Origin of the sequence: Pseudomonas triticifolii (assembly GCF_014358015.1) — a bacterium.
Lineage (GTDB): Bacteria > Pseudomonadota > Gammaproteobacteria > Pseudomonadales > Pseudomonadaceae > Aquipseudomonas > Aquipseudomonas triticifolii.
Genome location: NZ_JACONV010000024.1, coordinates 36,317 through 57,563, shown reverse-complemented (window position 1 = coordinate 57,563; position 21,247 = coordinate 36,317). Strand labels below are relative to the sequence as shown.

Sequence of the window (21,247 nt, the reverse complement as noted above, 5' to 3'; positions counted from 1 at the left end):
CGTCGGATTTACATTGCTACATTCTTCACTTGACACCAAGATCGCGCCGTCATCCCTATGAGATTCCCTACATGAAGTATTCCTCGATACTGTTGTTGTCTCTTACCCTGGCCACCGGTTTCGCCTCAGCAGGCGATAACGTGACGGCGGGTGTAGGCGGAGCATTGGGTGGGGTACTCGGTTCGGTCGTCGGTCAGCAGATCGGCGGTAGCACCGGTTCAGCGATTGGCGCAGGCCTGGGCGGCGCAGCGGGCGGTGCAGTCGGTGCAAACCGTCACAACCGTACAGAAGCAGCCATTGGCGGCGGTCTGGGCGCTGCAGGCGGTAACGTGGTCGGTCGCAGCGTAGGCGGCAACACCGGCAGCCTGATCGGCTCGGCCGTCGGCGGCGGCGGTGGCGCGGCACTTGGCAACTACATGGGTAACGAAAGCCGCGATGATGATCGCCGCTACCGCGGTGGTCGTGATGACCGTCGTGAATACCGTGGCCATGGCAACCGTGGCAAGCATTACGGCCATCGCAAGCATGGTCGTGGTTACTACCGTGATCGTTGATCGTCAGAACGCATGAATAACCGGCCGCTCTTGAGCGGCCGGTTTTCGTTCAGGGGCCGCAATCCGTTCAGCCTGCCCTGCTCTGCACCCACGCCCGTAACTGCGCGTAGGGATAATCTTCCAGCTCGGCGAATCCTGAGGTGGCGCGGGCCTTGAGCTTGGTGAACAACGGCACACTGATGCCGCACAGAAAACGCGTCAGGCATTCGACGCTGGGCGGCTGGCCGCTGTAGTCCTGATGCTTGCGGATGAACGCTCCACATAACGCTTGAAAGTCCCGCGTCTCCAGCGCCGGGAGCGCGGGAGGTTCTGGCAGGTGGGCGACCTGACCATGGCACACCGAGCAATGCCCGCAACGCTGCGGCGCGTTGTGGTCGCCAAAGTATTGCGCCAGGCGGTGGGTCAGGCAGTGATCGCTGGCGAACACGTCCAGCATCGTATGGATACGGGCGACCTCTGTGGCTTCGTGATCGCTGAAGTAGCGATGCAGCTCACTGCTTAGCGCCTTCACATCGAAGTCAGTGCGCAGCACGCTGTAGACCTCGGTCATCTGCTTGCTTTCCAGTTCGATCCAGCCCTTTTCCTGAAAGTAGTCCAGCGCCTTGACCACCCGTGCGCGCTCGGCGCCGTATTGCTGGTACAGCGCGTCGAAATCCACGGTCGCCCAGGTGCGTGCGCGGCTGGACGTCTGAATCACAGCCTCGACGAACTGGCGCCGCTCGCCCTCGAAGCGCGTCATCAACTCGCCTGGCTCGATCAGGAATTTGAAGCGATATTCAGCGAAATAGGCGTAGCGTGGCGCGATGATCCCGCGCAGCTCCAGTTGCACCAGAAGCGTCTTGAGCGGTAGCTGGCGGATGTTGCTGAGATCCGCCAGCGGGTTCAGCAGAAACTCCCACTGCCCGTCGTGGCCAGCACTGAGCAGGTCTTCCAGCACCCGGACGATTCCCTCGCGCTCCGGCGTGTCACCGTAGACGAAGTTTTCCAGCACGTTGAGGCTGTCGCGGTTGGCCAGCACCAGGCAATCGGACGCAGCCCCGTCGCGCCCTGCCCGGCCGATTTCCTGGCTGTAGTTCTCGATGGACTTGGGCAGGTCGAAATGCACCACATTACGGATGTCGCTCTTGTCGATGCCCATGCCGAACGCGATGGTCGCAACAATGCAGTTCAGGCCGCCGCCCATGAACTGCTTCTGGATGGCCTCGCGCTTATCGTTGGGCAACCCGGCATGATAGGCACTGGCTGGCAGCCCGTTTTGTTGCAGGTGCGCGGCGATATGTTCGGCCGTCTTTTGCAGCGTGACGTAGACGATGGTCGGCTGACCGCTTCGCACGCTCAGCCACTCGACCAGTCGCTGGCGCTTGTCATGCCCGCTGACCGGCTCGACCCACAGGTGCAGATTGGGGCGATAGAAGCCGGTGGTCACCACGTCGTCCGGCGCGATGGTGAACTTGTCCTGCATGTCGATGATCACCTGCGGCGTAGCCGTGGCCGTCAGCAGCAGGGTTTGCGGGATGTTGAATTCGCGCTGGTAGTCGGGCAATTTCAGGTAATCGGGCCGAAAGTTGTGACCCCACTCGGAAATGCAGTGCGCCTCGTCCACCACCAGCAGCGAGATGGGCACTTGGGTAATGAACTGCCGGAAACGCTCGTTCTTGAGGCGCTCAACGGAGATCATCAGGATTTTCAGTTCGCCTGAACGCGCCTTTGCCATGACCTGCGCGACGTCTTCGCGGCTCTGCGCCGAATCGATGCTCGCGGCCGGGATGCCATGACGCTGCAAAAAGGCCAGTTGGTCCTGAATCAGCGCCAGCAACGGTGAAACCACCAGCGTGAGGTGCGGCAACATCAGTGCAGGCAACTGGTAACAGAGCGACTTGCCTGAGCCGGTCGGAAAAATCGCAGCAGCAGAACGACCCGCCAGCACCGCGCTGATGGCAGCCTCCTGCCCCGGACGAAACTGCGAGTACCCGAAAACCTGCTCAAGACGTTCATGCATTAAAGGTGTTTCCTTGTTGAATCAAAGCGGTTGAATCAAAACGGACCTGACCATAGCCTGCCAGGCTGAACGAATACACCCCCAAAACATTTCAGAAATCGCAGCATTTGCCGATAGCCTTGAAATTTCGCGCCTGATGCGTGGGCAGTGCGTGGCAGATGATTCAAGGAGCAGGGATGGATTCCACAGAACAGCCCGAGGACGATGGGGTTATCCGCATTCAGCGTCTCGTGCCTGGCCAGGTCGACGTGGTATTGGGCTCGCATCCCAACCGAAAAGCGCTGCCCCCGACGCGCAAAAAGCCCGCCTACGCGTTGTGGCTGGCCGGGCTGATTGTGGTGGCTTGCCTGAGCACCATGGTCGCCTCGCATCTACGCAAACCCAAGGCAACCCCTGCACCGCCCGTCGAGCAACCTGCCCCGGCGGTACAGCCCGCTGAAATCGAAACCCCGCCGCCGCAAACGCCCCGTGCGACGCCCGTTGCGCTGCGGCAGGAACCCTCTGTGCTGCCGACGCCTGCGCCGAGCGCAACGGTGCAGCCACTGGATAATTGCCTGAAAAACGGCAATGTCATCGACGAAAGTGTCCTGAACTGCCGATTCGGCCAGGTGCCCCGTCCGGTTCAGAGCGAGCCGGCGAAAGGTATGGTGTCTGCAGGTTACATGGCTGACTTCAAAGCCGATGCCGCCCGCCCTTCATCCCGTCCGTCACGTCCTTACACGGTCGCGACGGTGTCCATACGCGAGTGGGACGGGCGCAACCGCTACCGCGCGCAATGGCGTATCTACGACAACACCATCGATGGCGACAGCGTGTGCGAGAACTTCCTCGCCCGCTCGGTGGAGCGGCGCGAGTGTCGCAAATCAGCCGAAGTCAATTTCCGCGAACAGTGCCAGGAATGGACGCGCCGCGCCGGTCGTGATCGCGACGCGCAGAGCAGGAACGCCCAGGCGCGCTACTGTGAAGCAGCCTCGACCTTCACGCCCTGATCGGTCTGACCGTTTTTCGCCCACTCGCGCAGCAGAAATTTCTGGATCTTGCCGGTCGAGGTTTTCGGCAGTGCCGTGAACACCACGGTTTTCGGCACCTTGAAGCCTGCCAGGTGTTCGCGACAGAACCGCATGATCTGCTCGCCCGTCACCTCGTCCAACCCCGCCTTGAGGGTCACGAACGCACAAGGTGTCTCGCCCCACTTGTCGTCGGGCCTGGCAACCACGGCCGCTTCCAGAACGGCCGGATGGCGGTACAACACGCCTTCGACCTCAATGGTGGAAATGTTCTCGCCACCGGAAATGATGATGTCCTTGCTGCGGTCACGAATCTCCAGATAACCGTCGGCGTGCCAGACCGCCAGGTCGCCGGAGTGAAACCAGCCGCCTTCGAACGCCTTGTCGGTGGCGCTCTGATTGCCCAGATAGCCTTTCATGACCGTGTTGCCGCGCATGTAGATCTCGCCAAGGGTCTGGCCGTCCTTCGGCACGGGCTGATGGGTCAGCGGGTCGGCGACCATCACGCCCTCAAGCGTGGGGTAACGCACGCCCTGACGCGCCTTGACTGAGGCCCGCTCGTCCGCCGGCAGCTCATCCCACTCGGTTTTCCAGGCGCAGACAGTGACCGGCCCGTAGGTTTCGGTCAGCCCGTAGGCGTGAGTAATGCAGATGCCCATCGCCTCGACCGAGGCAATCACCCGCGCAGGCGGTGCGGCGCCTGCGGTCATGGCATTGACTGCATGACCGAACGCCACGTCGGCGGCGTTGGGCAGATTGGCCAGGGCGTTGAGCACGATGGGCGCGCCGCATAAATGGCTGACGGTGTGCTGGCTGATCAGCGTGATGATTTTCTGAGGATCGACCCGACGCAAAAACACATGCGTGCCCGCCTGCGCGGTGATGGTCCAGGGATAACACCAGCCGTTGCAGTGAAACATCGGCAGCGTCCACAGGTAAACCGGATGCAAGCCCATGCCCCAGGCCATCTGGTTGCCGATGGCATTCAGGTACGCGCCGCGGTGGTGATAGACCACACCCTTGGGATCGCCGGTGGTGCCGGAGGTGTAGTTCAGCGAGATCGGCGCCCATTCGTCCTGCGGCCATTGCCACTCGAAATCGGGGTCGCCTGCGGCCAGCAGCGCGTCGTAGTCCAGTTCGCTCAACGGCCGCCCTTCGCCGTATTCGGGATCGTCCACGTCGATCAACAGCGGAGGGTTGTCCAGCAGGGCCAGGGCCGCATGCACCACGGTATGAAACTCACGGTCGGCGATCAACACCCGCGCTTCACCGTGCTTGAGCATGAAGGCAATGGCGGTGGCATCCAGTCGCACATTAAGGGTATTGAGCACCGCACCCAGCATCGGTACGCCAAAGTGCACCTCGAGCATGGCCGGAATGTTGGGCAGCATGACAGCAACCGTATCGCCACTTTTCACACCCAACTGGCTCAACCCTGACGCAAGCTGGCGACAGCGGCGGTAGGTCTGCGCCCAGTCACGGCGAATTGCACCGTGGATCACCGCCGGATAGTCCGGGTACGTCGCGGCGGTGCGTTCAATGAAACTCAGCGGGGTGAGCGCCATGTGGTTGGCCGGGCCTCTGGAAAGGCCCTGATGGAAGATCGACATAGAAACACCTTGGCGTATTGTTAGCTCTGGACCCACATGGGCCGGTGATTTCGCGAGGCTGCTGTGCTCAGTTATAGCGTGCGGTGACGTTTTGCGTGATCAGACCTTCGGATAGATCCCACGCACGTATAGCCAATGGCTTACACGCAATCGAGCTGTTTGGCTCTTTGTGAGTCTACGCCAGGACCGTAAGATTGGATCCAACAACTGGTGAGCAGGGAGCTCGCCAGGATCAGGGACGATCGACCATCGCCGGGACGGCAGCCGACAGGGAGTTGGAATGGTCTTGGAAAAACCCGCTTCGGCGGGTTTTTTATTGCCTGCGATTTCTTGCCGCTCAGTGAGCCGCTGATCAAAAAATGTACACCATCTGTTCCATCACTGATCACTTGTCACATTGTCGCGTCATGTTGAGTGAGGAACAGGGCTGCAACGGCCTCGTATAGCCAAAGGCTTACACGCCCTGGGGGCAGTTGGCTATTTTTGTCCGACAACAAGAGCCGTATGATTGGATCCAACAAGTGGTGAACAGGGAGTTCACCAGGATCAAGGATGATCGACCATCGCCTGGGAGGCGGCCGACAGGAAGTCGGGATGGTCTTGGGAAAACCCGCTTCGGCGGGTTTTTTGTTGCCTGCACAAACGTGACTGTCTGCGATGGACTAGCGGCCGCGCGCCTTGTTCTTGCGCAGCTTTTCGCGATTCTTTTCCAGTGCCTGCTGACGACCCGCCTCAGCACAGGCCTGCTCGCGTTCGATCCTGAGCGCGATGAAGTCGGCGCGCATTTCCCGTTGCCGCTGGCTGTTGAGCATCAGCAGCCCCAGCAATGGGAGCAACAGGCCAAGCGCATAGATAAACAGTTCGATGCCGCTGCCATAACCCGGAAAGGTCGGCAGCACCGCCAACAGGCTCACGATGGGCATCGCGACCAGCACCCAGAAGCCCTCGCGACGCCCTCGGGTCACCAGCAAACCGCCCAGCGCCAGCACCATCGCTGCGCCGATCAGCACCATGACCTGAACGATTGTGCCGTCCTGCGCCTCGTTGAACCAGGTGTAGAACACCTGCGACGTGGCCAAGGCCATGGAGAACGTGATCAGCAACATCGAGCCCAGAAATGTCGGAAAGTAACGGGCTCTGAAAGCAAAGTAATGATGACGATCGGTCATTCGGTCACTTCCTCATACAGGCCGACCGCGATGCTTTGCATGTAGCTGCTGCCCACCAGCCCCATCCCGACGCTGAGCACGTCCTGCAACTGGATGACCGTAGCCGGCTTGAGTTGAGTCGGCGTCATGCGTGTCGGCAATTCCCCGCTGCGCTGCTTGAGCTTGAGCAACCGGGACGTCAGCTTGGGGTTCTGAAGCGTCAGCAGTTCTTCGGTCAACGCCTTGCGCTGTTGCCGGTTGAGTTCCTTGGTCAGGTCGAACCAGCTGCGTCCGGTAGCGGCTTTGCGCGCCTGCATCAACTTGTAGGTGGTCAGCCCCGTGGCCCCGACACCCGACAGGGAAGCAATGTCCAGCACCGAGGCGATGACCTGATACAACTCTGAATCGTCCAGCCTGTCGTTGGCGGCCGGTGCCCTGACTTCGTTCAGGGTGCGGGCCAGACCGATACCGCACTGCGCAGTGCTGGCGGCTGCCGAGGCGTAGCCTATTGCGGTGATGACCAGGCTGGCACCGCCCGAAAACGGCACGGCCGCGCCACCACCGAAGACGGCGATCCAGCCCAGGACCGCCCCGCCACAAGACATCGTGGCACTGAACGCCTCGTACAGCAGACGGGACTCGCGAGGGTTGGTCTGCACCTCGCGGGCGAACTGCTGGGGCGCGATATTACGTTTGGCCTCCCGCAGGATCAGCCGCTTGGGCTTGATGCTGCAGATGGGCGTGAATTCTCGAAGCGTCACGACGTTGAAGTCGCTGTCGATGTACACGACGCCTGCGCCTGCGATGCCCGGATCGGAATCGATGGACGCAAACAGACGTTGAACGTTGATTCTGGCTGCAATGTTCTGGCGCGCCAGAACCTGCGAAGGGCTGTTGTACAACCCGATCATGGCTTGGGACATCAGTCTTCCTTGAATCCGTTCGACGTACTTCACCGGCCTCGTCAAAGAGGCCGGTGAAGCTGTCGATCAATGCTTAGGCATCAACGTACTCAAACGTTCGGGCAAGGCACTGGAGCCCAATCGCCGACGTCAGGGTTCTTGCACATGCTGTTGACCTGGGATTGACCAGCGCTCGCCACCTGCGCGCTCTCGGCCTGCTTGACCTTGGCCTGCTGCAGGTTTTTCTCGGTACCGACCGCTTCTTTCGGCACGTCAGGCAGTTTCTGCTGCTTGGCCTTGGTGTTCTTGCCGGTCTTCTTGGTCGAAGTGGTCGCAACCGGTGCGGTATCGGCATTGGCGACGATCACCACGTCGTTGCGCTTCACACCCACTTGTTGCAGGTCTTTCTCGTAGGCCTGGGTGTAGCTGCTCAGGTCTTCGCTGGCACGACCGTTGACCGCGGCGATCAGGTCGTTGGACTCTTTCAGGCCGGCCACGATTTCAGCAAGGCGCTTGCGGCCTTCGGTGGCGTTGATGGTGTTGGCCTTGCGACCCGAGATCAGGCTGGTGAACTCACGCTGGTAGCAGGACTGCGAAGCCTTGGCGTACGCCGTGCTGCGGTCGATGTCGGACGCGCTTTTGTTGATGTCCGAGGAGTAGGAAGCGATACGTGCATTGTCGTCAGTGATCTGCTTCTGACGCTCGGTGTAATAACCCGCTGCGCCGCCGACCAGCGCGCCGCCTGCGGCACCGATGGCAACGTTACGCGCACGCTTGTCGGAGTTGCCGGTCAGGGCACCCGCCAGCGCGCCGCCCACTGCACCCAGTGCCGCGCCGGTCGCGACCGACTTGGTCATGTCCGAGTCGGTCTGACGCAGGTGCTGCACAGGCTCGTAGCAGGTCGGGTAGTACTCGACCTTGGTGCTGGCACCGACTTTGGAAACCGGGGAGCTTGCGCAACCGGTCAGCAAGACAGCGCCGAAGCCGGCGGTAGCCAGCAGCAAGGCACGGCTTTTCGAGGCCGAGACAAAGGGTTTACGGGACAAAAGCATAGTGGCGTTCTCTTCTTTAGGTTTGACGTGCCCGGTGCGGCCTGATGCCGCCCGAGTCCCCTCTGTGCTTGCCAGACACCGGCCGGTCATTGCTGACTGGCCGATGCAAGCAATTGCTTCACAATCGTTTCCGGATCAGCGCGTTTCTGCTGGCGGTATTCGCCCACATGACGCACGAACAGCGTCGCCCGAGTGACCAGGCTCTTGCCGATGATCGGCTTGCGATTGAGTTCTTCTTTGATCCGCTGAAACTGCGCCTGAATCACCGCATCGGTATAGCGCGTGCCGGTCGCCAGGTTGTCGATGTAGATCGCTACCGCGCCATCCAGCGCGCTGCGACCGTTATCGATGGCGGTCCCGAACAGCTTGGCGCTGGCCTCGTCCTTGGCGGCGAGGGCCTGCTGCTGGCTCTTCTTCAGGTTGGTCAGGCGGATGTTGTAGTTATTGATGGTCTCCGCCACCAGCGCAGCGGACTGGATCAGGTTGCCAGCCGCCTCTTCACGTTGCTGGGCGATCAGCGAGACATTGCGCTTGAGCTCTTCGTTGACCAGCCCAAGCTCGGCCTGCAAGCGCGGATCGGCGCTGGCGGCGATGATACTGTCCAGACGTTTGGTCGGGTCCTGCGCATCGTCGATGGCATCGGTCAGGGATGCCAGTCGACCTTCCTTCTGCCATTGCTCGAACAGCTCCTTGTAGCGTGAGCGCGGGGCAGACAGTGCGCCGATGGCCACCCGAAAGCCGGTGGTTTCATTACTCTGCTCGGAGCCGTCGGCGGCAAACAGCGGGTACTCGCGGCGCATGCCGGTGAACAGCGTGCCCTCGCCTTCCAGGTAGTTGCCGCCCTTGGCCACGAAGCCGCCATAAGCGCCCTGACGACGCCCGGCATGCACCAGCTGGAACGACTCCTGAACCATTTCCGCCGCGTTGCCGATCACGTCGAACATGCCGATCGGATTAGGCAGTTTGGTGCCGATCGGCATCAGGCGCGCGGCTTGCCCAGTGCCTCCGGCGACCTGATTGAATACCGCCCAGTCAGACAAGGGGCCGTCACTTTCGCTGCCTTCAAGCCTGCGAGGAAACAATCGGCCGTCCATGTCCTGGCGGCTCACGGCCTGCGCGCCTCGCGCTGCAAATTCCCATTCCACTTCAGTCGGCAGGCGCACAAAGCCGGTTCCGCCCTCCTCTGCGTCCGTGCCGCGTCCGCTGACCGGCAGCAGTTCGCGGTGGTATTTCATCAACCAGGCGCTGTACACCGCCGAAAAGCGCTCGGCCTCGAAACGCGACAGCTTGACCTTGGGCAGACGACCCGCCATGCCGGTCGGTGCGTCACAGGCAGGTGCGGGCTCGCCGCTGGCCAGCGACTGCGCCTGCGACATGACCTGCGCGTACTGGCGCGCTGTGACTTCGTACTTGCCGATGAAATACATCATCGGCTTGAGCGGCGTGCCCGCATCGGTTTTGGGCAGCAACGGGCTGATGGTCTTGCGCCAGTCGGCGGGCAGATCCTTGAGGGTGAACTGACCGTTGATGAAGTCCCGGCGATAACCGGAGATGAACGACTGCTTGTAGCCTGGCTCGCCCTCACTGAACGGGTAGCCAAGGCTGATCTCGCGATCGTCCAGGCTGCCCTGCGCCAGAATGTACACGTAGCGAAAGACCATTTCGCCGTCGCAAGGCAGCGGCAGGCTGATGTCGTCAGCCAGCGGCTTGGGGTTGTCCAGCTTGTCATCGTCGTCGGCCTGAACGCTCCACGACGATACGCACAGTGCAGCCATCGCCAGCACCAGACCAGCCCTGCGCAACTCAAACATCTCTGATTCCTTCCGAAGCTTCGATACGTGCGACACGCAAGCCACCCAGTGTCGCAGCGACCGTGCTGGCACTCAGGACAGCAAGCAGCGCCACCAGATAGTGATGAGGCAACAGGTGGCTGGCGTATTCGCCGCCGACCTGCACAAACAACCGGTTCAGGCCCAGCTCGGCGACGCCGTACAACGCGGCGCCCAACACCGCTGCGAGCGTGCCGCTGTACAGCGCCTGCAGCACGACGAACAACAACAGCCCGCCCGTGCTGAAACCCAGCAGCCGCAGCACCGATAACTCACGACGCTTGCGCTCGACCGACGCCAGCGCGCCGGCAAAGATCGCCGCACCTGCACCCGCCACGGCCAGCCCGGCAATCACCCAAAATACGATCGTCAGGTTACGGCTCAGGGACTGCACCTGGGCGATGGCCTGAGACTGCGTAGACACCAGAATGCCGTTGTCGGCGAAGTAGCGACGCAACGGTTCGACATCGTTCAAACCGCGTGCATAAAGACGAAACGCCGGGTAAATGCGCGGCTTGTCGGAGCGCGGCTCACCTTCCCAGCCAAAGACGGTCACGGCACGTCCATCGCGATAGTCTTCGGCCGCTTCCAGAAACGCCAGCGGTGCAAACAGCGCATCGCGCTGAAAGCTTTCCAGCGGCAGAATCGCCTGCACGCGCACCTGTGTGCGTTGGGTCTGCACCGTCCCTGCAACCTGCCGACTGAATGCAGCCTCGATCCAGTCGCCCACCTGTGCATTGAGTTTTTCGGCAGAGGTCTTGCTCAGCAGCACGCTGTCCATGCGCTGTGTTGTCGCCGAGCCGTTCAACAGCGGATCACCCGCTGCGGTCGGGATCATCTCGACGTTGAGCGTCTGGCCGTTTACGGACAGATCAGCCGTCGCGGCAATCTGACGGGTACGGGGCAGCACAAAACTGACTTCCGGGCGTTGGGCCAGGGTCTCGATGAACTGCGCGGTGAAGCGCCCGCCGCCCAGCGGAATCACTTCCCGTACGGCCGGGTCCTGTTCCAGCCGTTCGGTGAGGCTGCCGATCAGGCCGAACTTAAGGCCGAACAGCACCAGCAACGGTGCGATCACCGCCACCAGCGCCAACACGCTGCAGGCCGAGAGCCGACTTTCAGCGCGATAATCCTGCCAGGCCATGCTGGCGACAAGGGCCGTGCGCATCAGCAGGCCTCCGCAAGCGTGGCGGTCACGCCGCCGTCGGTATCGCGTCGGCACTCGATGCGCAGCACCACCATGCCTGCGTGGCGCACCAGCGCCTCGTCGTGCGTCGCGATCACACAGCAGGCTCGCTGTCGGGTGGCCTGGTTCAGCAGCAGTTGCATGACGCGTGACGCGTTGAGCGGGTCCAGCGCAGCCGTTGGCTCATCGGCCAGCAGCAGCTGTGGCGCGTGAGCCAGCGCCCGGGCACAGCTCACACGCTGGCGTTGCCCGACCGACAGCGCTGCCGGTTTCTTGCGCAACTGGTCACCGATTTCCAGCTGATCGGCCAGGCGTTTGACCGTGCCGTCGTCGCTCAAGCCCAGCAGCCTGCGTGACAAATCGATGTTGCCGCGAACGTCCAGATAGCCCAGCAAGCCACCGGTTTGCAGCACATAGCCCAGATGGCGGCTGCGCAGCTCGGCCAACTGATTGTGTCGCCCATCGCGCCACAGACTGCCGATGTCGTGTTCGCCGTTCGGTGTCGAGAAATCGAAACGTTGCACCTGGTCGGGTGACGACACCAGCGCCAGCATGTCCAGCAAGGTGCTTTTGCCACAGCCGCTGGGGCCGACCAGCGCATAATGCTGCCCGGCCTTGAGCTCCAGACGCGGCACCACGAGGCGATAGCGTTGGCTGCCCTGGCCCCGGGTTTTGTGCACTTCGCGCAGGTTCAGCATTACGGCAGCGTCGACAAGGGAACGCGGTACAGCGCATCACCCGGCTCGGCATCGCCGAAACGGACCCAATTGGCCAGGTCGTTGTGGAAGGTTTCATACAGGCGGATTTTCGAATCCAGCTCGTCGATGAAGTCTTCCTGCTCGGCCACACTCAGCGACAGCCACAGGTCCTGAGTCATGTTCAGCGACTTGCTGCGGTACGGCAGACCTTCCAGGTATTCGCCCAGCACGCCGCCTTCAGCGAGGTTGCCGCCCTTGCGCAAGGCTGATGGGTCACGGCTCATGTAGGCACTGGCGCTGGCGATTTCCTGGAAGAAATCCTTGGGCGAAGTCTGTGTCTTGCGCGCCGCATCGACGATCAGTTTCAGCGACTGCTGCAAGTCGTTGAGTTGCAGCTTGGTGAGCATCACGCAGACCTGAAAGGCTGGCAGCGACAGGTTGGTCACGTCACGGTCAGCCGTCCAGGCGCTGACCAGTTGTGGGGCCTGGCTGGCCGATTTGCGTCCCAGAAAATCCATGTGCATGGCGTAACCGATGGCCGCCGACTTCTCAGCGACACTCGGGGCGGCAGTCAACGTCGGTACGCTTTGCGCAGGGTTGCTGCGCACGTGATGCACCAGGTCGGCAAACGACGAACCGATTTCGTCGACACGCTCGCCGAACCGGCGTACGTCACCGCCTTCGACCGGCACATAAAGGTCGCCGATCTGCGGGTTCGCATCGGCCGTCAGGGTGCGGTATTGCTGCTCGGCGAACGCGTGGTTCTTCTTGCCGGCATCGGTGCGCAGGTGCAACGCGTAAATCTTGATCTGCTTGCCGAGCGCGGCCTGGCGCACTTCGGCTTCGTTCATCTGGGTGCTGCTCAGCGGGTCGTTCTTGCGCAGCGATCCGGCGTCGGTCACCAGCAGGATCAGACGCCCGCCATAACCTGACCAGTCCATGCCATTAACGGCCTGCATCACACCGGCAAACGCGTCTTCGTTGAAGGCATGGCTGGAGACCGTGGTGGCCTTGACCTGTTGTGCCAACTCCATGAAGCGCTGCGGATCGCGCCCCTGATCCAGCGTTACCAGTGTCTTGGTCAGGTACTGAAGGCCAGGCGTCCTGGTGGTGTTGTTGCGAAAGCCCACCAGCCCGAAGCTGACGCTGTCCAGCTCGCCGCGCTGGCCGATCTTTTCCTGCAGCTCGTGCACCACATCGCGCACCCGGTCGATGTAGGGCTGCATCGACACGGAGGTGTCCACCACCAGCACCACCGCCGTGCGGAATGCGTCAGCACTGACCGGTTTTCTGGCCTCGTTGCCCGCGGTCTTTTGCGGCAGGTTGCCCGGATCGATCGAGGCCACGTTCAGCAACTGAACCGGCTGACCGTTTTCATCGAAGCTTTCCCGCGATTCGAAAATCGGCAGCAGGTAAAACTGCTCTTGCGGCACGGCGCTGGCAGCCGGTTCCAGCGCCACCACCTGAGCATTGTCCTCCGGATTTTTCTGCGCCGTGAGCAACAGGTTTTTCGCTTTTGCAGGGTTTTCGATCAGCGTTTCCAGCTGCTCCGGCTGACGCACGAACATGACCGGCGCACGACCCGAGCGCTCGGTGAATTTGAGCACCAGACTCTGCTTCCAGTCGCTGACCTGCTCGGCGGGCAACCAGCCTTCGCTGCGCCCGTCACTGGCTGCACCCACGCGCAACCAGGCACGGCCATCGACTGTCTGGCGCTGGTAGACATACAGCACCGAAAAGGCCGGCAACGCCTTGTCCGCCGTTGCGCCGGGTTCACTGGCAAAACGGGCACCGGGCTTGCTCAGCACGCGTTGAAACAGGGTCTTCTTGCCGGGCATCAATAACGGCCGCTGACCGCCATCGCTGTCGGGCGTTGACACAGTCGTGCCCTGTGACGCGGCCTGCGTCGTGGCCGATGGCGGCGTTCCGGCAGGCGGCGTTACAGGTGGCGTGGCCGCAGCGCTCGTGGGTGTCCTGGTATCGGTTCTGGTCACGGGCGCATCCGCATGCAAAAACCAGTAGCCGCCCACACCAATGGCCGCTGCCACGGCAACCGCCAGCAAGGCCAAAGGCAGAATGCGGCGCTTTTCAGGCTCCGGGGTTTTCTCAAGGGTCAGGTCGGGCGCAGGTGGCGGTGTCGGCGCAGAACGCGGCGGCGGCCCGCTCGGAATGTCGATGGACACCGGCGTCAGCCCTGCCAGCTCATCTTTCTCGGGCGCAGGTTTGACCAGCGGCTGGAATACCGTGCGCTCGGTGTCGTTGAGTGAAAGCGCATCCAGAGCAACCAGCAAAGCCTTGGCGTTCGGATACCGGTCGGCCGGGTCCTTGGCCAGCAGACGGCCGAGAATGTCCTGATAACGGCCGTGATGAATCGGCAACTCGGGCAAGGGCTCGGTCAGATGGGCAAGCGCCGTGGACAACGCATCGATACCGTTGAACGGCAACTCGCCGACGAGGATTTCGTAGAGCACGACACCCAGCGCGTACAGATCGGCACGACCGTCGATGTCCTGGCCGCGTGCTTGCTCAGGGCTCATGTAGCTGGGTGTACCCACGGCGAAACCGGCCTGGGTGAACTGCGTGCGGTCGTCCAGTGACTTGGCGATGCCAAAGTCCGACAGCACGGCATTGCCGTCGGCGCGAAACAGGATGTTGGCGGGTTTGACGTCGCGGTGCACCAGCCCTTGCTCATGGGCATAGCCCAGTGCCGAGGCGATCTGGCGAATGTACTGCAGGCCCTGCTCGGCGCTCAGCCCGGACGCAATGCGCTCCTTGAGCGTGCCGTTGGGCAGGTACTCCATGGCCATGTAATACAGCTCATCGACGTTGCCGATGTCATGGATGGTGACGGTATGAGGATGAGACAAGCGGGCCAGCGTGCGGCCTTCGCGCAAGAAGCGCTCGCAGAAGCTCGGGTCGGCCGCCAGCGAAGCGGCCATGACCTTGAGCGCCACCTTGCGCTGCAGCGAGCGCTGGGTCGCCAGGTAAACGGTCGCCATGGCGCCTTCACCAATCTCGCCTTCAATGTCGAACCCAGGAATCTCTATGCCCATGTGTTTATTCTTCAACCGGCTTTGACGACGATGGCTGTAATGTTGTCCGGCGCGCCCCGGGTCAGCCCCAGGTGCACCAGGCTGCGAACGACTTCGTAAGGGTCCTTGTGGCCCAGCACGTCACGAATCTCATGGTCTTCGGCGGTCTTGTTCAGACCGTCACTGCACAGCAGGTAGCTGTCGCCGGGCAGGATCTGCAAGCGGGCCATCGACAGTTCAAGCTGGTCTTGCACGCCGATGGCACGGGTCACGATGTTGGACCGTGGATGCACGCGCGCCTGGGCTTCATTGAGCAGACCGCTGTCCATCAGGTCCTGCACGTAACTGTGATCGCGGGAAATGCCATCGAGCACGCCGTCACGCAGGCGGTACAAGCGACTGTCCCCGGCCCACAGGCAAATGCCCTCATCCTCGCGCACGGCCAGCACCACCACCGTGCAGCCCATGACGCTGACGCCTCGGTGGTGGGTTTCTTCACGCACCGTGGTGTTGATTTCATCGAGGCGCAGACGCAACTGGGCCGCGCAGGTATCCAGCGCCGATGCCAGTTGAACGCTGCGCAGGGTATCGACGATCAGGCTGCTGACGTAATCGCCTGCCGCATGTCCGCCCATGCCATCGGCCACCACCCACAGACCCTCTGCGGGCATTTCCAGAAAAGCGTCTTCGTTGACCTGACGCACCATACCGACGTGGCTGTAGCTGGCCGATCGATATGACATTTCAGCGGCTGAACTCATCAATGCTCAGCCCCCTTGCCCAGCAGAAAACTGCCGAAGTCCGCAGCGGCCGGCAGGCCCTGGCAACGCAGCAGGCCTGGCTCGATGCGTTCCGAACCCTTGCCCCACCACAGGCTGCTGCCTTCGCAGGCCCGCTCGATCAGTGCCGCCGCTCGCGCTTGAGGCGTGGCGCAAGCGAAGCGTTGCAGACCGGCGAACTCGCTCGCAGGCTCACGTTGCGTCAACGCAGGCAAACCCAGCGCCTGCAATCCAGATTCGAAAGACTCAAACGTCGAATGGGGTTCAAGCGTTTCCAGCAGCAACGCTTCGCCTCGCTCGAACCAGTCCTCCGCGCCGCAGAGCAACGCGCCAGGTGCCTGATCGGCTTTCAGCACAAACGCAACGGTCAGCGGGAAGTAACGCCCCACCCTGTCGATACTCGGCATCAGCACACCTGCAACCGCATCTGGCCCGCAAACACCGGGCGCCAGCACGAAGCGCCAGAGTGGGCTGACCAGGTAAGCGTCCAGCCATTGGCCGCCCAATTGTTTCTGGCTGGCCAGCAGGCCGGCGGCCAGCCACTGGTCCCATGGCTGAATAAAATTCTGCGGCAAGCCACGGCTGACAAAATCGCCCCGGCTCGCCAGTTTTCCGTAGAAACCCACCGCTGTCATAACCGCTCCGGCAGGCTGAAGCCACTGAGTACACGGCTCTTGAACGGGTTGAACGCGCTATTGGCGCGCAGCTCGTACGAGATGCTGGCACCATCCACACGCAGACGCAGGTTGAAACGGTCCGGCGAGTTGCCCGCCGTCAGGTCCGATTGTTCAAGCAGTCGAAACCAGGCCCACGGGCCATCGAGCGTCACACCGGAACGGCCGCTGGCCGACGGTGGTGAAATCGACAACCGCACCACACCGATGCTGCCCGGATTGGGCCACTGCATGGCAACCGGGCGGCTTGGCCCGTGGTCGTAACTGATCTGCTGGCCATCCAGGTCCAGCAGGAACTGGGTGATGGTCGCGTCCATGGCCACCGGCTTGAGCTCGAAACGCACCGTCGGCTGTGTGCCACCGGAACGGAAGAACGCGTCACGAATGGCGCTCGCACGCTGGAACGTCTGCAATACGCCCGCGTTGATGCCCAGCTTCTGCGCGGCACCCGGCTGCCAGCGCCAGGTGCTCGCCGAGGTGTCGACATAAGGCTGCAGGTACTTGCGGAAGTAACTGTCCATCACGCCACCCACGCCGAAGAACTGGCCGAAGTCATCCAGCGTCGCGTCACGCGCGCTGCCGGGCGACATGGGATAGCGCCCACTGAGGGACTGGCGATAGACGTTCACCACTTCACTCACCCAGGCAGCATTGAGCTGATTGCGCACGCCCCCCATCATCGTGTTGGTGGTGGAACTGACCACGGACTTGACCAGCCCCTGAACCAGCGGCGGCTGGCGCTCGGCGGTCAGGCTGACCCGCGCTGCGGCAGCCGTGGCCTGATTCTTGGCTTCGCCCAGCAACGCATCGCCGCTGGCACCGACCATGGCACTGACCTGCACATACAGCGCGTTCATGTCCGACAGCAAGGCATCGATGGCAGCGGGTTCACCTTCGCCTTTGCTGACCAGGCTTTTGAGGTCGGCAAAATGCGCGCTGACCGGATCCTGCGTGGCAGCCGGTGCCTGAGCGGCGGCGGCCTGCTGCTGGCCAAGCAGCGACCCCAGTCGCTGCTTGAGCTCATCGACATTGCCATCCACTTTCTTGCCTTGCGCCGCGAGGAGTTTTTCTTCCTCCTGCAGATCCGTTTCCTTCGCCACGGCGGCCAGCAATTTCTTCAACGGCGAACTAGGGCCGGAGATGACCCGCAGCACATCAGCCGCCTGCGCGACGCTGGTGATCGGCACGAAGTCGATGTCAGCCAGCAACGCATCCCACTGGCGCATGTAGTCCTGGAAATACAGGCGACGCACTTCGGCCGCCAGGCTGGCGACGTCCTGCTGCTCGGCCTGATCGCGGCCCAGCACCCATTGCTCCTCGGCCAGCGTCGAGGTCTGATTCAGGCTGCTGAGCAGAAACCCTTCGCGATAGCCTTTGGCGGTGAAGAGCCCACTGAGCGGTTCGGTCAGCGGCTTGCCACTCTTGCGACTGAACACCAGTGCCGCGTCACGACCGCCGGCTTCGCTGATACGAAAATCAGGTACGCCGTCCGGCAGCTTCTGGCGTTTGACCCGGTCGTAAACCCGTTGCGCCACTGGCAACTGCTGCAACTGGCGGCGCAGGTCATCGATCAGGCGCTGATCCAGACGGGCCTTGGGCGGATGCCGTTCGAACAACGCCTGCAAATGCTCGCCCAGTGCCGCACGTTGCTCGGGCGGCAGGTCGCGGGGCAGGCTGCTGTCCCAGTCCAGGGCAATCCAGGCCTTGATGAAGTCGGCGTCGTAATGCTCGTTATCGGCCAGCATCAGGTAAGCCTTCAGGCCCTCGTACAGGAAGTCCGAAGAGCCACCGCTCTGCAATTGCTCCTCAAGGCGAGTGACCAGCCGTGGCGCGAACACGGCAATCAGCAGTTTGCGATACACGCTGCCTGACTCGGCTTCGAGCATGTCGCCCTGATACAACCCCAGCCCTTCGGCCCATCCCGGCGGGTCACTGGCCAGATGCCGGACCGCATTGAGCAGCGGCAATACCGCCAGCACGTCGCGCTGGGCCGGGCTGAGGTTCTGCACGCTCTGCCCCAGCGGCGCGACTTTCTGATCGACCTGCGCGATATAGGCCTGGTTGGCGTTGTAGCTCACCAGCCACAGCGTACCGATCAGCAGCACCACGGCGACCGTCGCCGCCAGAATACCTCGGGCGATCCACTTGCGTCGCCGCTCGACCTTGGGGTCGACCCCCATCAGGCCCTGCTCGGCAAAGGCCACGGCGGTGAACAGTTTTTCAATGAAGTAACTGCGTCCCGTACCGGTCTGACGCGCCAACTGCTGGCGATCAAGATTCATGCTCTGCGCCATCGAACCGATTAGCCGGTCAATGGGGCTGCCTTCCTGGGTGCCGCTGGTGAAATACACCCCGCGCAACAAGGCGCGCTCTTCGAACGCGTTGGGCTTGAACACCCCGTCCAGAAAGCTTTGCAACGACTGACGCAGCGCGGCGAACTGCTGGGGGAAGCCATAGATGAGATCACGTCGCGCCGGATCGCGCTCCTGTTGCAGGCGCTCGACCAGACGCTCGTTTAGACGCTGTTCGAGAGCGGCGAACTCTTTCTGGAAGTCCTGTAGCGGGCCTTGCGCACTCTTGCCGTCATCCAGCGCAAACGTCATGCCCCAGACCTGCGCACGCTCCTCCTTGCTCAGCGCGTCGTAGAACTCCATGAAGCCCGGCACCAGGTCCAGCTTGGTGAGCATCAGGTAGATGGGGAAACGCACACCCAGTTGTGTGTGCAGTTCCTGAATGCGCAAACGAATCGCCGACGCATGGGCCGCGCGCTCAGCGTCCGAGCCCAACAACAAGTCAGACAGGCTGATGGCGATGAACGCGCCATCGATAGGACGGCGTGAGCGCTGGGTCTTGAGCAGGTCGAGAAAGCCCAGCCAGGCCGCTTTGTCGACTTGCGCGTGGCTGTCCTGGGTGGTGTAACGGCCTGCGGTATCGAGCAGCACGGCCTGGTCGGTGAACCACCAGTCGCAATTGCGCGTGCCGCCAACGCCTCGAATAGCGCCTGCACCCAGCTGTGCTGCCAGGGGGAAATGCAGGCCTGAATTGACCAGCGCAGTGGTCTTGCCCGAACCCGGCGGACCGATGATGACGTACCACGGCAACTCATACAGGTTGCGACGCTGATCGCCGCCCAACCGGGCCTTCTTGAGCAGCGCCAGCGCCTCGTCCATGCGCTGACGCAACGTGGCCAGCTCTTCGGCCGTGGCGACACTGGCAGGGTCTGGCGCGGTCTCGGCGGCCAGGCTTTGCATGACGCGGGCGGCCTGGCGGCGAGCCTGAATGATGCGAAACACACGGTAGCCAATCCACGCGGCGAACAGCAGGATGATCAGCGCCCAGCGACGCCCTTCGGGCACCAGTACTTCAAGCAGCGGGCCGACAAACCAGATGATCAGGCTCAGGGCAATCAGGCCCAGCAACGGGACAAGCCAGCGAATGACAAAACCGAAAAAAACCTTCACTCGACCCCCTCCGCCAACACAGTGATTTCAACCCGACGATTCTTCGCCCGCCCTTCGGCAGTCGCATTGGAGCCCAGCGGCTCGGTGTCGCTGCGACCTTCTGCGGTGAAGCGTTGCGGCTGACCGGTTTTGGCAGCAAGGATCTGCAGCACCTGTTCGGCGCGCGCCTGGGACAAGGCCCAGTTGGACGGGAATCGCAGGGTCGCGATAGGCCGGTTATCACTGTGACCGGTGACCCGCACGTCGCCCTTGACCTTGCGTATGGCGTCAGCGATGCGCAGCATCAATGGCTGGAAATCGTCGACGATGGTGGCGCTGCCCGACGCGAACAGCTCGTCGCCGCGAATGGTCACCACCGAGCGATCCACGGCGTCTTCGACGGCCACTTTGCCCGCCTTGATTTCTTCGGCCAGAAAGCCTGCCAGACGCGGCCGTTCGATCAGTTTGGGCTGTACCACCGGCCGGTCGATGGACTGCACTGGAATTTCGCCCAGTGCATGGATGTTCTTGAACACTGGCTCGGCGTCCGACGCCAGTTTCAGACGCAGCACGAACAACAGCAGCAACAACAGCGCCAAGCCGATTGCCACGCCGACCCATGGCGGCATGAACTGGGTCAGGCGGTCGCGGGCCAGCGTCAGGCCGCGCCAATGAGGTGACAGCTCACGCTCATGCTCGCCGCGCGCACTGCGAATTGCCGCGCTGGTGCGTTCACGCAGGGCCTCAAGCTCGCTGCGCCCGTTGTTCATGACCCGGTAGCGTCCTTCGAATCCCAGGCACATGCACAGGTACAACAGCTCCAGCAGGTACAGCCGCTCACGCGGGCTCTGCAAGCAATGGTCAAGCAGCTGGAAGACTTTTTCGCCGCCCCATGCCTCGTTATGCACGGTGATCAGCAGGCTTTGTTTACCCCATTCACTGGTGCTGCCCCACGGCGTGCTCATCACCGCTTCATCGAGCGCCGTGCACAACACGTAACGCCCCAGCAGGACGTCGTTGCGCGCAACTCCCGCCGCTTCGGCCCGCTCTTCGAACTGACGCAGGTACGCCAACAACTGTGCGCGCAAGCTCGCAGGTGCCGGGTGCGCGATGGTGCTGCGCAACCGGGTCAGCAATGCCAGCAATGGACCGGCTGCGCTTTCCAGCGGATTGAGACCCTGGGCCTGACCGCTCGCCAGTGGCGCTGCCGCCACACTCAGTGGCGGCGTCGGATCGGAATGGCCGGGCGGCGCACTGCGCCCGCCCGGACGGGGCATGAACTGGGTACGATCACTGGCAGGTGGAGACGAACCGTCGTCGTTGGAATGCATCGCGAC

15 protein-coding genes are annotated in these 21,247 nt (G+C 62.4%); 2 read left to right on the top strand and 13 right to left on the bottom strand.

Annotated elements, in window-relative coordinates:
- The first annotated feature begins 71 nt into the window (after positions 1-71).
- The gene (locus H8S56_RS21630) at positions 72-554 is read left to right on the top strand and encodes a glycine zipper domain-containing protein (protein WP_024687073.1); all 483 of its coding nucleotides are present in this window, start codon (positions 72-74) and stop codon (positions 552-554) included.
- A 67-nt stretch (positions 555-621) separates the two neighbouring features.
- Here H8S56_RS21630 and H8S56_RS21625 read toward each other — a convergent pair whose 3' ends face one another.
- The gene (locus tag H8S56_RS21625; protein ID WP_024695779.1) at positions 622-2,553 is read right to left on the bottom strand and encodes a RecQ family ATP-dependent DNA helicase; all 1,932 of its coding nucleotides are present in this window, start codon (positions 2,551-2,553) and stop codon (positions 622-624) included.
- 176 nt (positions 2,554-2,729) lie between these two features.
- On the opposite strand from H8S56_RS21625, the gene H8S56_RS21620 reads away from it, so the two are divergent.
- Positions 2,730-3,542, top strand: coding sequence for a hypothetical protein (locus H8S56_RS21620; RefSeq protein WP_187519730.1), 813 nt, complete (start codon positions 2,730-2,732; stop codon positions 3,540-3,542).
- Here the strand turns inward: H8S56_RS21620 and H8S56_RS21615 are convergent.
- The 12 genes from H8S56_RS21615 to H8S56_RS21560 form a co-directional block, all read right to left on the bottom strand.
- Positions 3,509-5,170: an acyl-CoA synthetase gene (locus tag H8S56_RS21615; protein WP_187519729.1), complete on the bottom strand. Its 1,662-nt coding sequence runs from the start codon at positions 5,168-5,170 to the stop codon at positions 3,509-3,511. The genes H8S56_RS21620 and H8S56_RS21615 overlap by 34 nt on opposite strands.
- A 662-nt stretch (positions 5,171-5,832) precedes the next feature.
- Positions 5,833-6,339: a hypothetical protein gene (locus H8S56_RS21610; RefSeq protein WP_187519728.1), complete on the bottom strand. Its 507-nt coding sequence runs from the start codon at positions 6,337-6,339 to the stop codon at positions 5,833-5,835.
- Positions 6,336-7,241 carry a hypothetical protein gene (locus H8S56_RS21605; RefSeq protein WP_024687068.1) on the bottom strand — a complete coding sequence of 302 codons (906 nt, stop codon included), beginning with the start codon at positions 7,239-7,241 and terminating at the stop codon, positions 6,336-6,338. The genes H8S56_RS21610 and H8S56_RS21605 overlap by 4 nt, the downstream gene beginning before the upstream one ends.
- Before the next feature lie 89 nt (positions 7,242-7,330).
- Positions 7,331-8,272 (bottom strand): type VI secretion system-associated lipoprotein TagQ, encoded by a 942-nt coding sequence (tagQ, locus tag H8S56_RS21600; protein ID WP_187519727.1) that lies wholly within the window; start codon positions 8,270-8,272, stop codon positions 7,331-7,333.
- 86 nt (positions 8,273-8,358) lie between these two features.
- Positions 8,359-10,083, bottom strand: coding sequence for a formylglycine-generating enzyme family protein (locus tag H8S56_RS21595; RefSeq protein WP_024687066.1), 1,725 nt, complete (start codon positions 10,081-10,083; stop codon positions 8,359-8,361).
- Positions 10,076-11,269, bottom strand: a complete 1,194-nt coding sequence (locus tag H8S56_RS21590) for an ABC transporter permease (RefSeq protein WP_187519726.1) — start codon at positions 11,267-11,269, stop codon at positions 10,076-10,078. Before H8S56_RS21590 ends, H8S56_RS21595 begins: the two co-directional genes overlap by 8 nt.
- Positions 11,269-11,985 (bottom strand): ABC transporter ATP-binding protein, encoded by a 717-nt coding sequence (locus tag H8S56_RS21585; RefSeq protein ID WP_187519725.1) that lies wholly within the window; start codon positions 11,983-11,985, stop codon positions 11,269-11,271. The genes H8S56_RS21590 and H8S56_RS21585 overlap by 1 nt, the downstream gene beginning before the upstream one ends.
- Positions 11,985-15,038, bottom strand: a complete 3,054-nt coding sequence (locus H8S56_RS21580) for a serine/threonine-protein kinase (protein WP_187519724.1) — start codon at positions 15,036-15,038, stop codon at positions 11,985-11,987. The genes H8S56_RS21585 and H8S56_RS21580 overlap by 1 nt, the downstream gene beginning before the upstream one ends.
- Before the next feature lie 11 nt (positions 15,039-15,049).
- The gene (locus H8S56_RS21575; RefSeq protein ID WP_187519723.1) at positions 15,050-15,778 is read right to left on the bottom strand and encodes a PP2C family protein-serine/threonine phosphatase; all 729 of its coding nucleotides are present in this window, start codon (positions 15,776-15,778) and stop codon (positions 15,050-15,052) included.
- Entirely contained in the window at positions 15,778-16,431 is a 654-nt protein-coding gene (tagF, locus tag H8S56_RS21570; RefSeq protein ID WP_187519722.1) for a type VI secretion system-associated protein TagF, read from the bottom strand. The genes H8S56_RS21575 and tagF overlap by 1 nt, the downstream gene beginning before the upstream one ends.
- Positions 16,428-19,931: a type VI secretion system membrane subunit TssM gene (tssM, locus tag H8S56_RS21565; protein WP_187519721.1), complete on the bottom strand. Its 3,504-nt coding sequence runs from the start codon at positions 19,929-19,931 to the stop codon at positions 16,428-16,430. The genes tagF and tssM overlap by 4 nt, the downstream gene beginning before the upstream one ends.
- The gene (locus tag H8S56_RS21560; protein WP_024687059.1) at positions 19,928-21,241 is read right to left on the bottom strand and encodes a DotU family type VI secretion system protein; all 1,314 of its coding nucleotides are present in this window, start codon (positions 21,239-21,241) and stop codon (positions 19,928-19,930) included. Before H8S56_RS21560 ends, tssM begins: the two co-directional genes overlap by 4 nt.
- Positions 21,242-21,247: the final 6 nt, after the last annotated feature.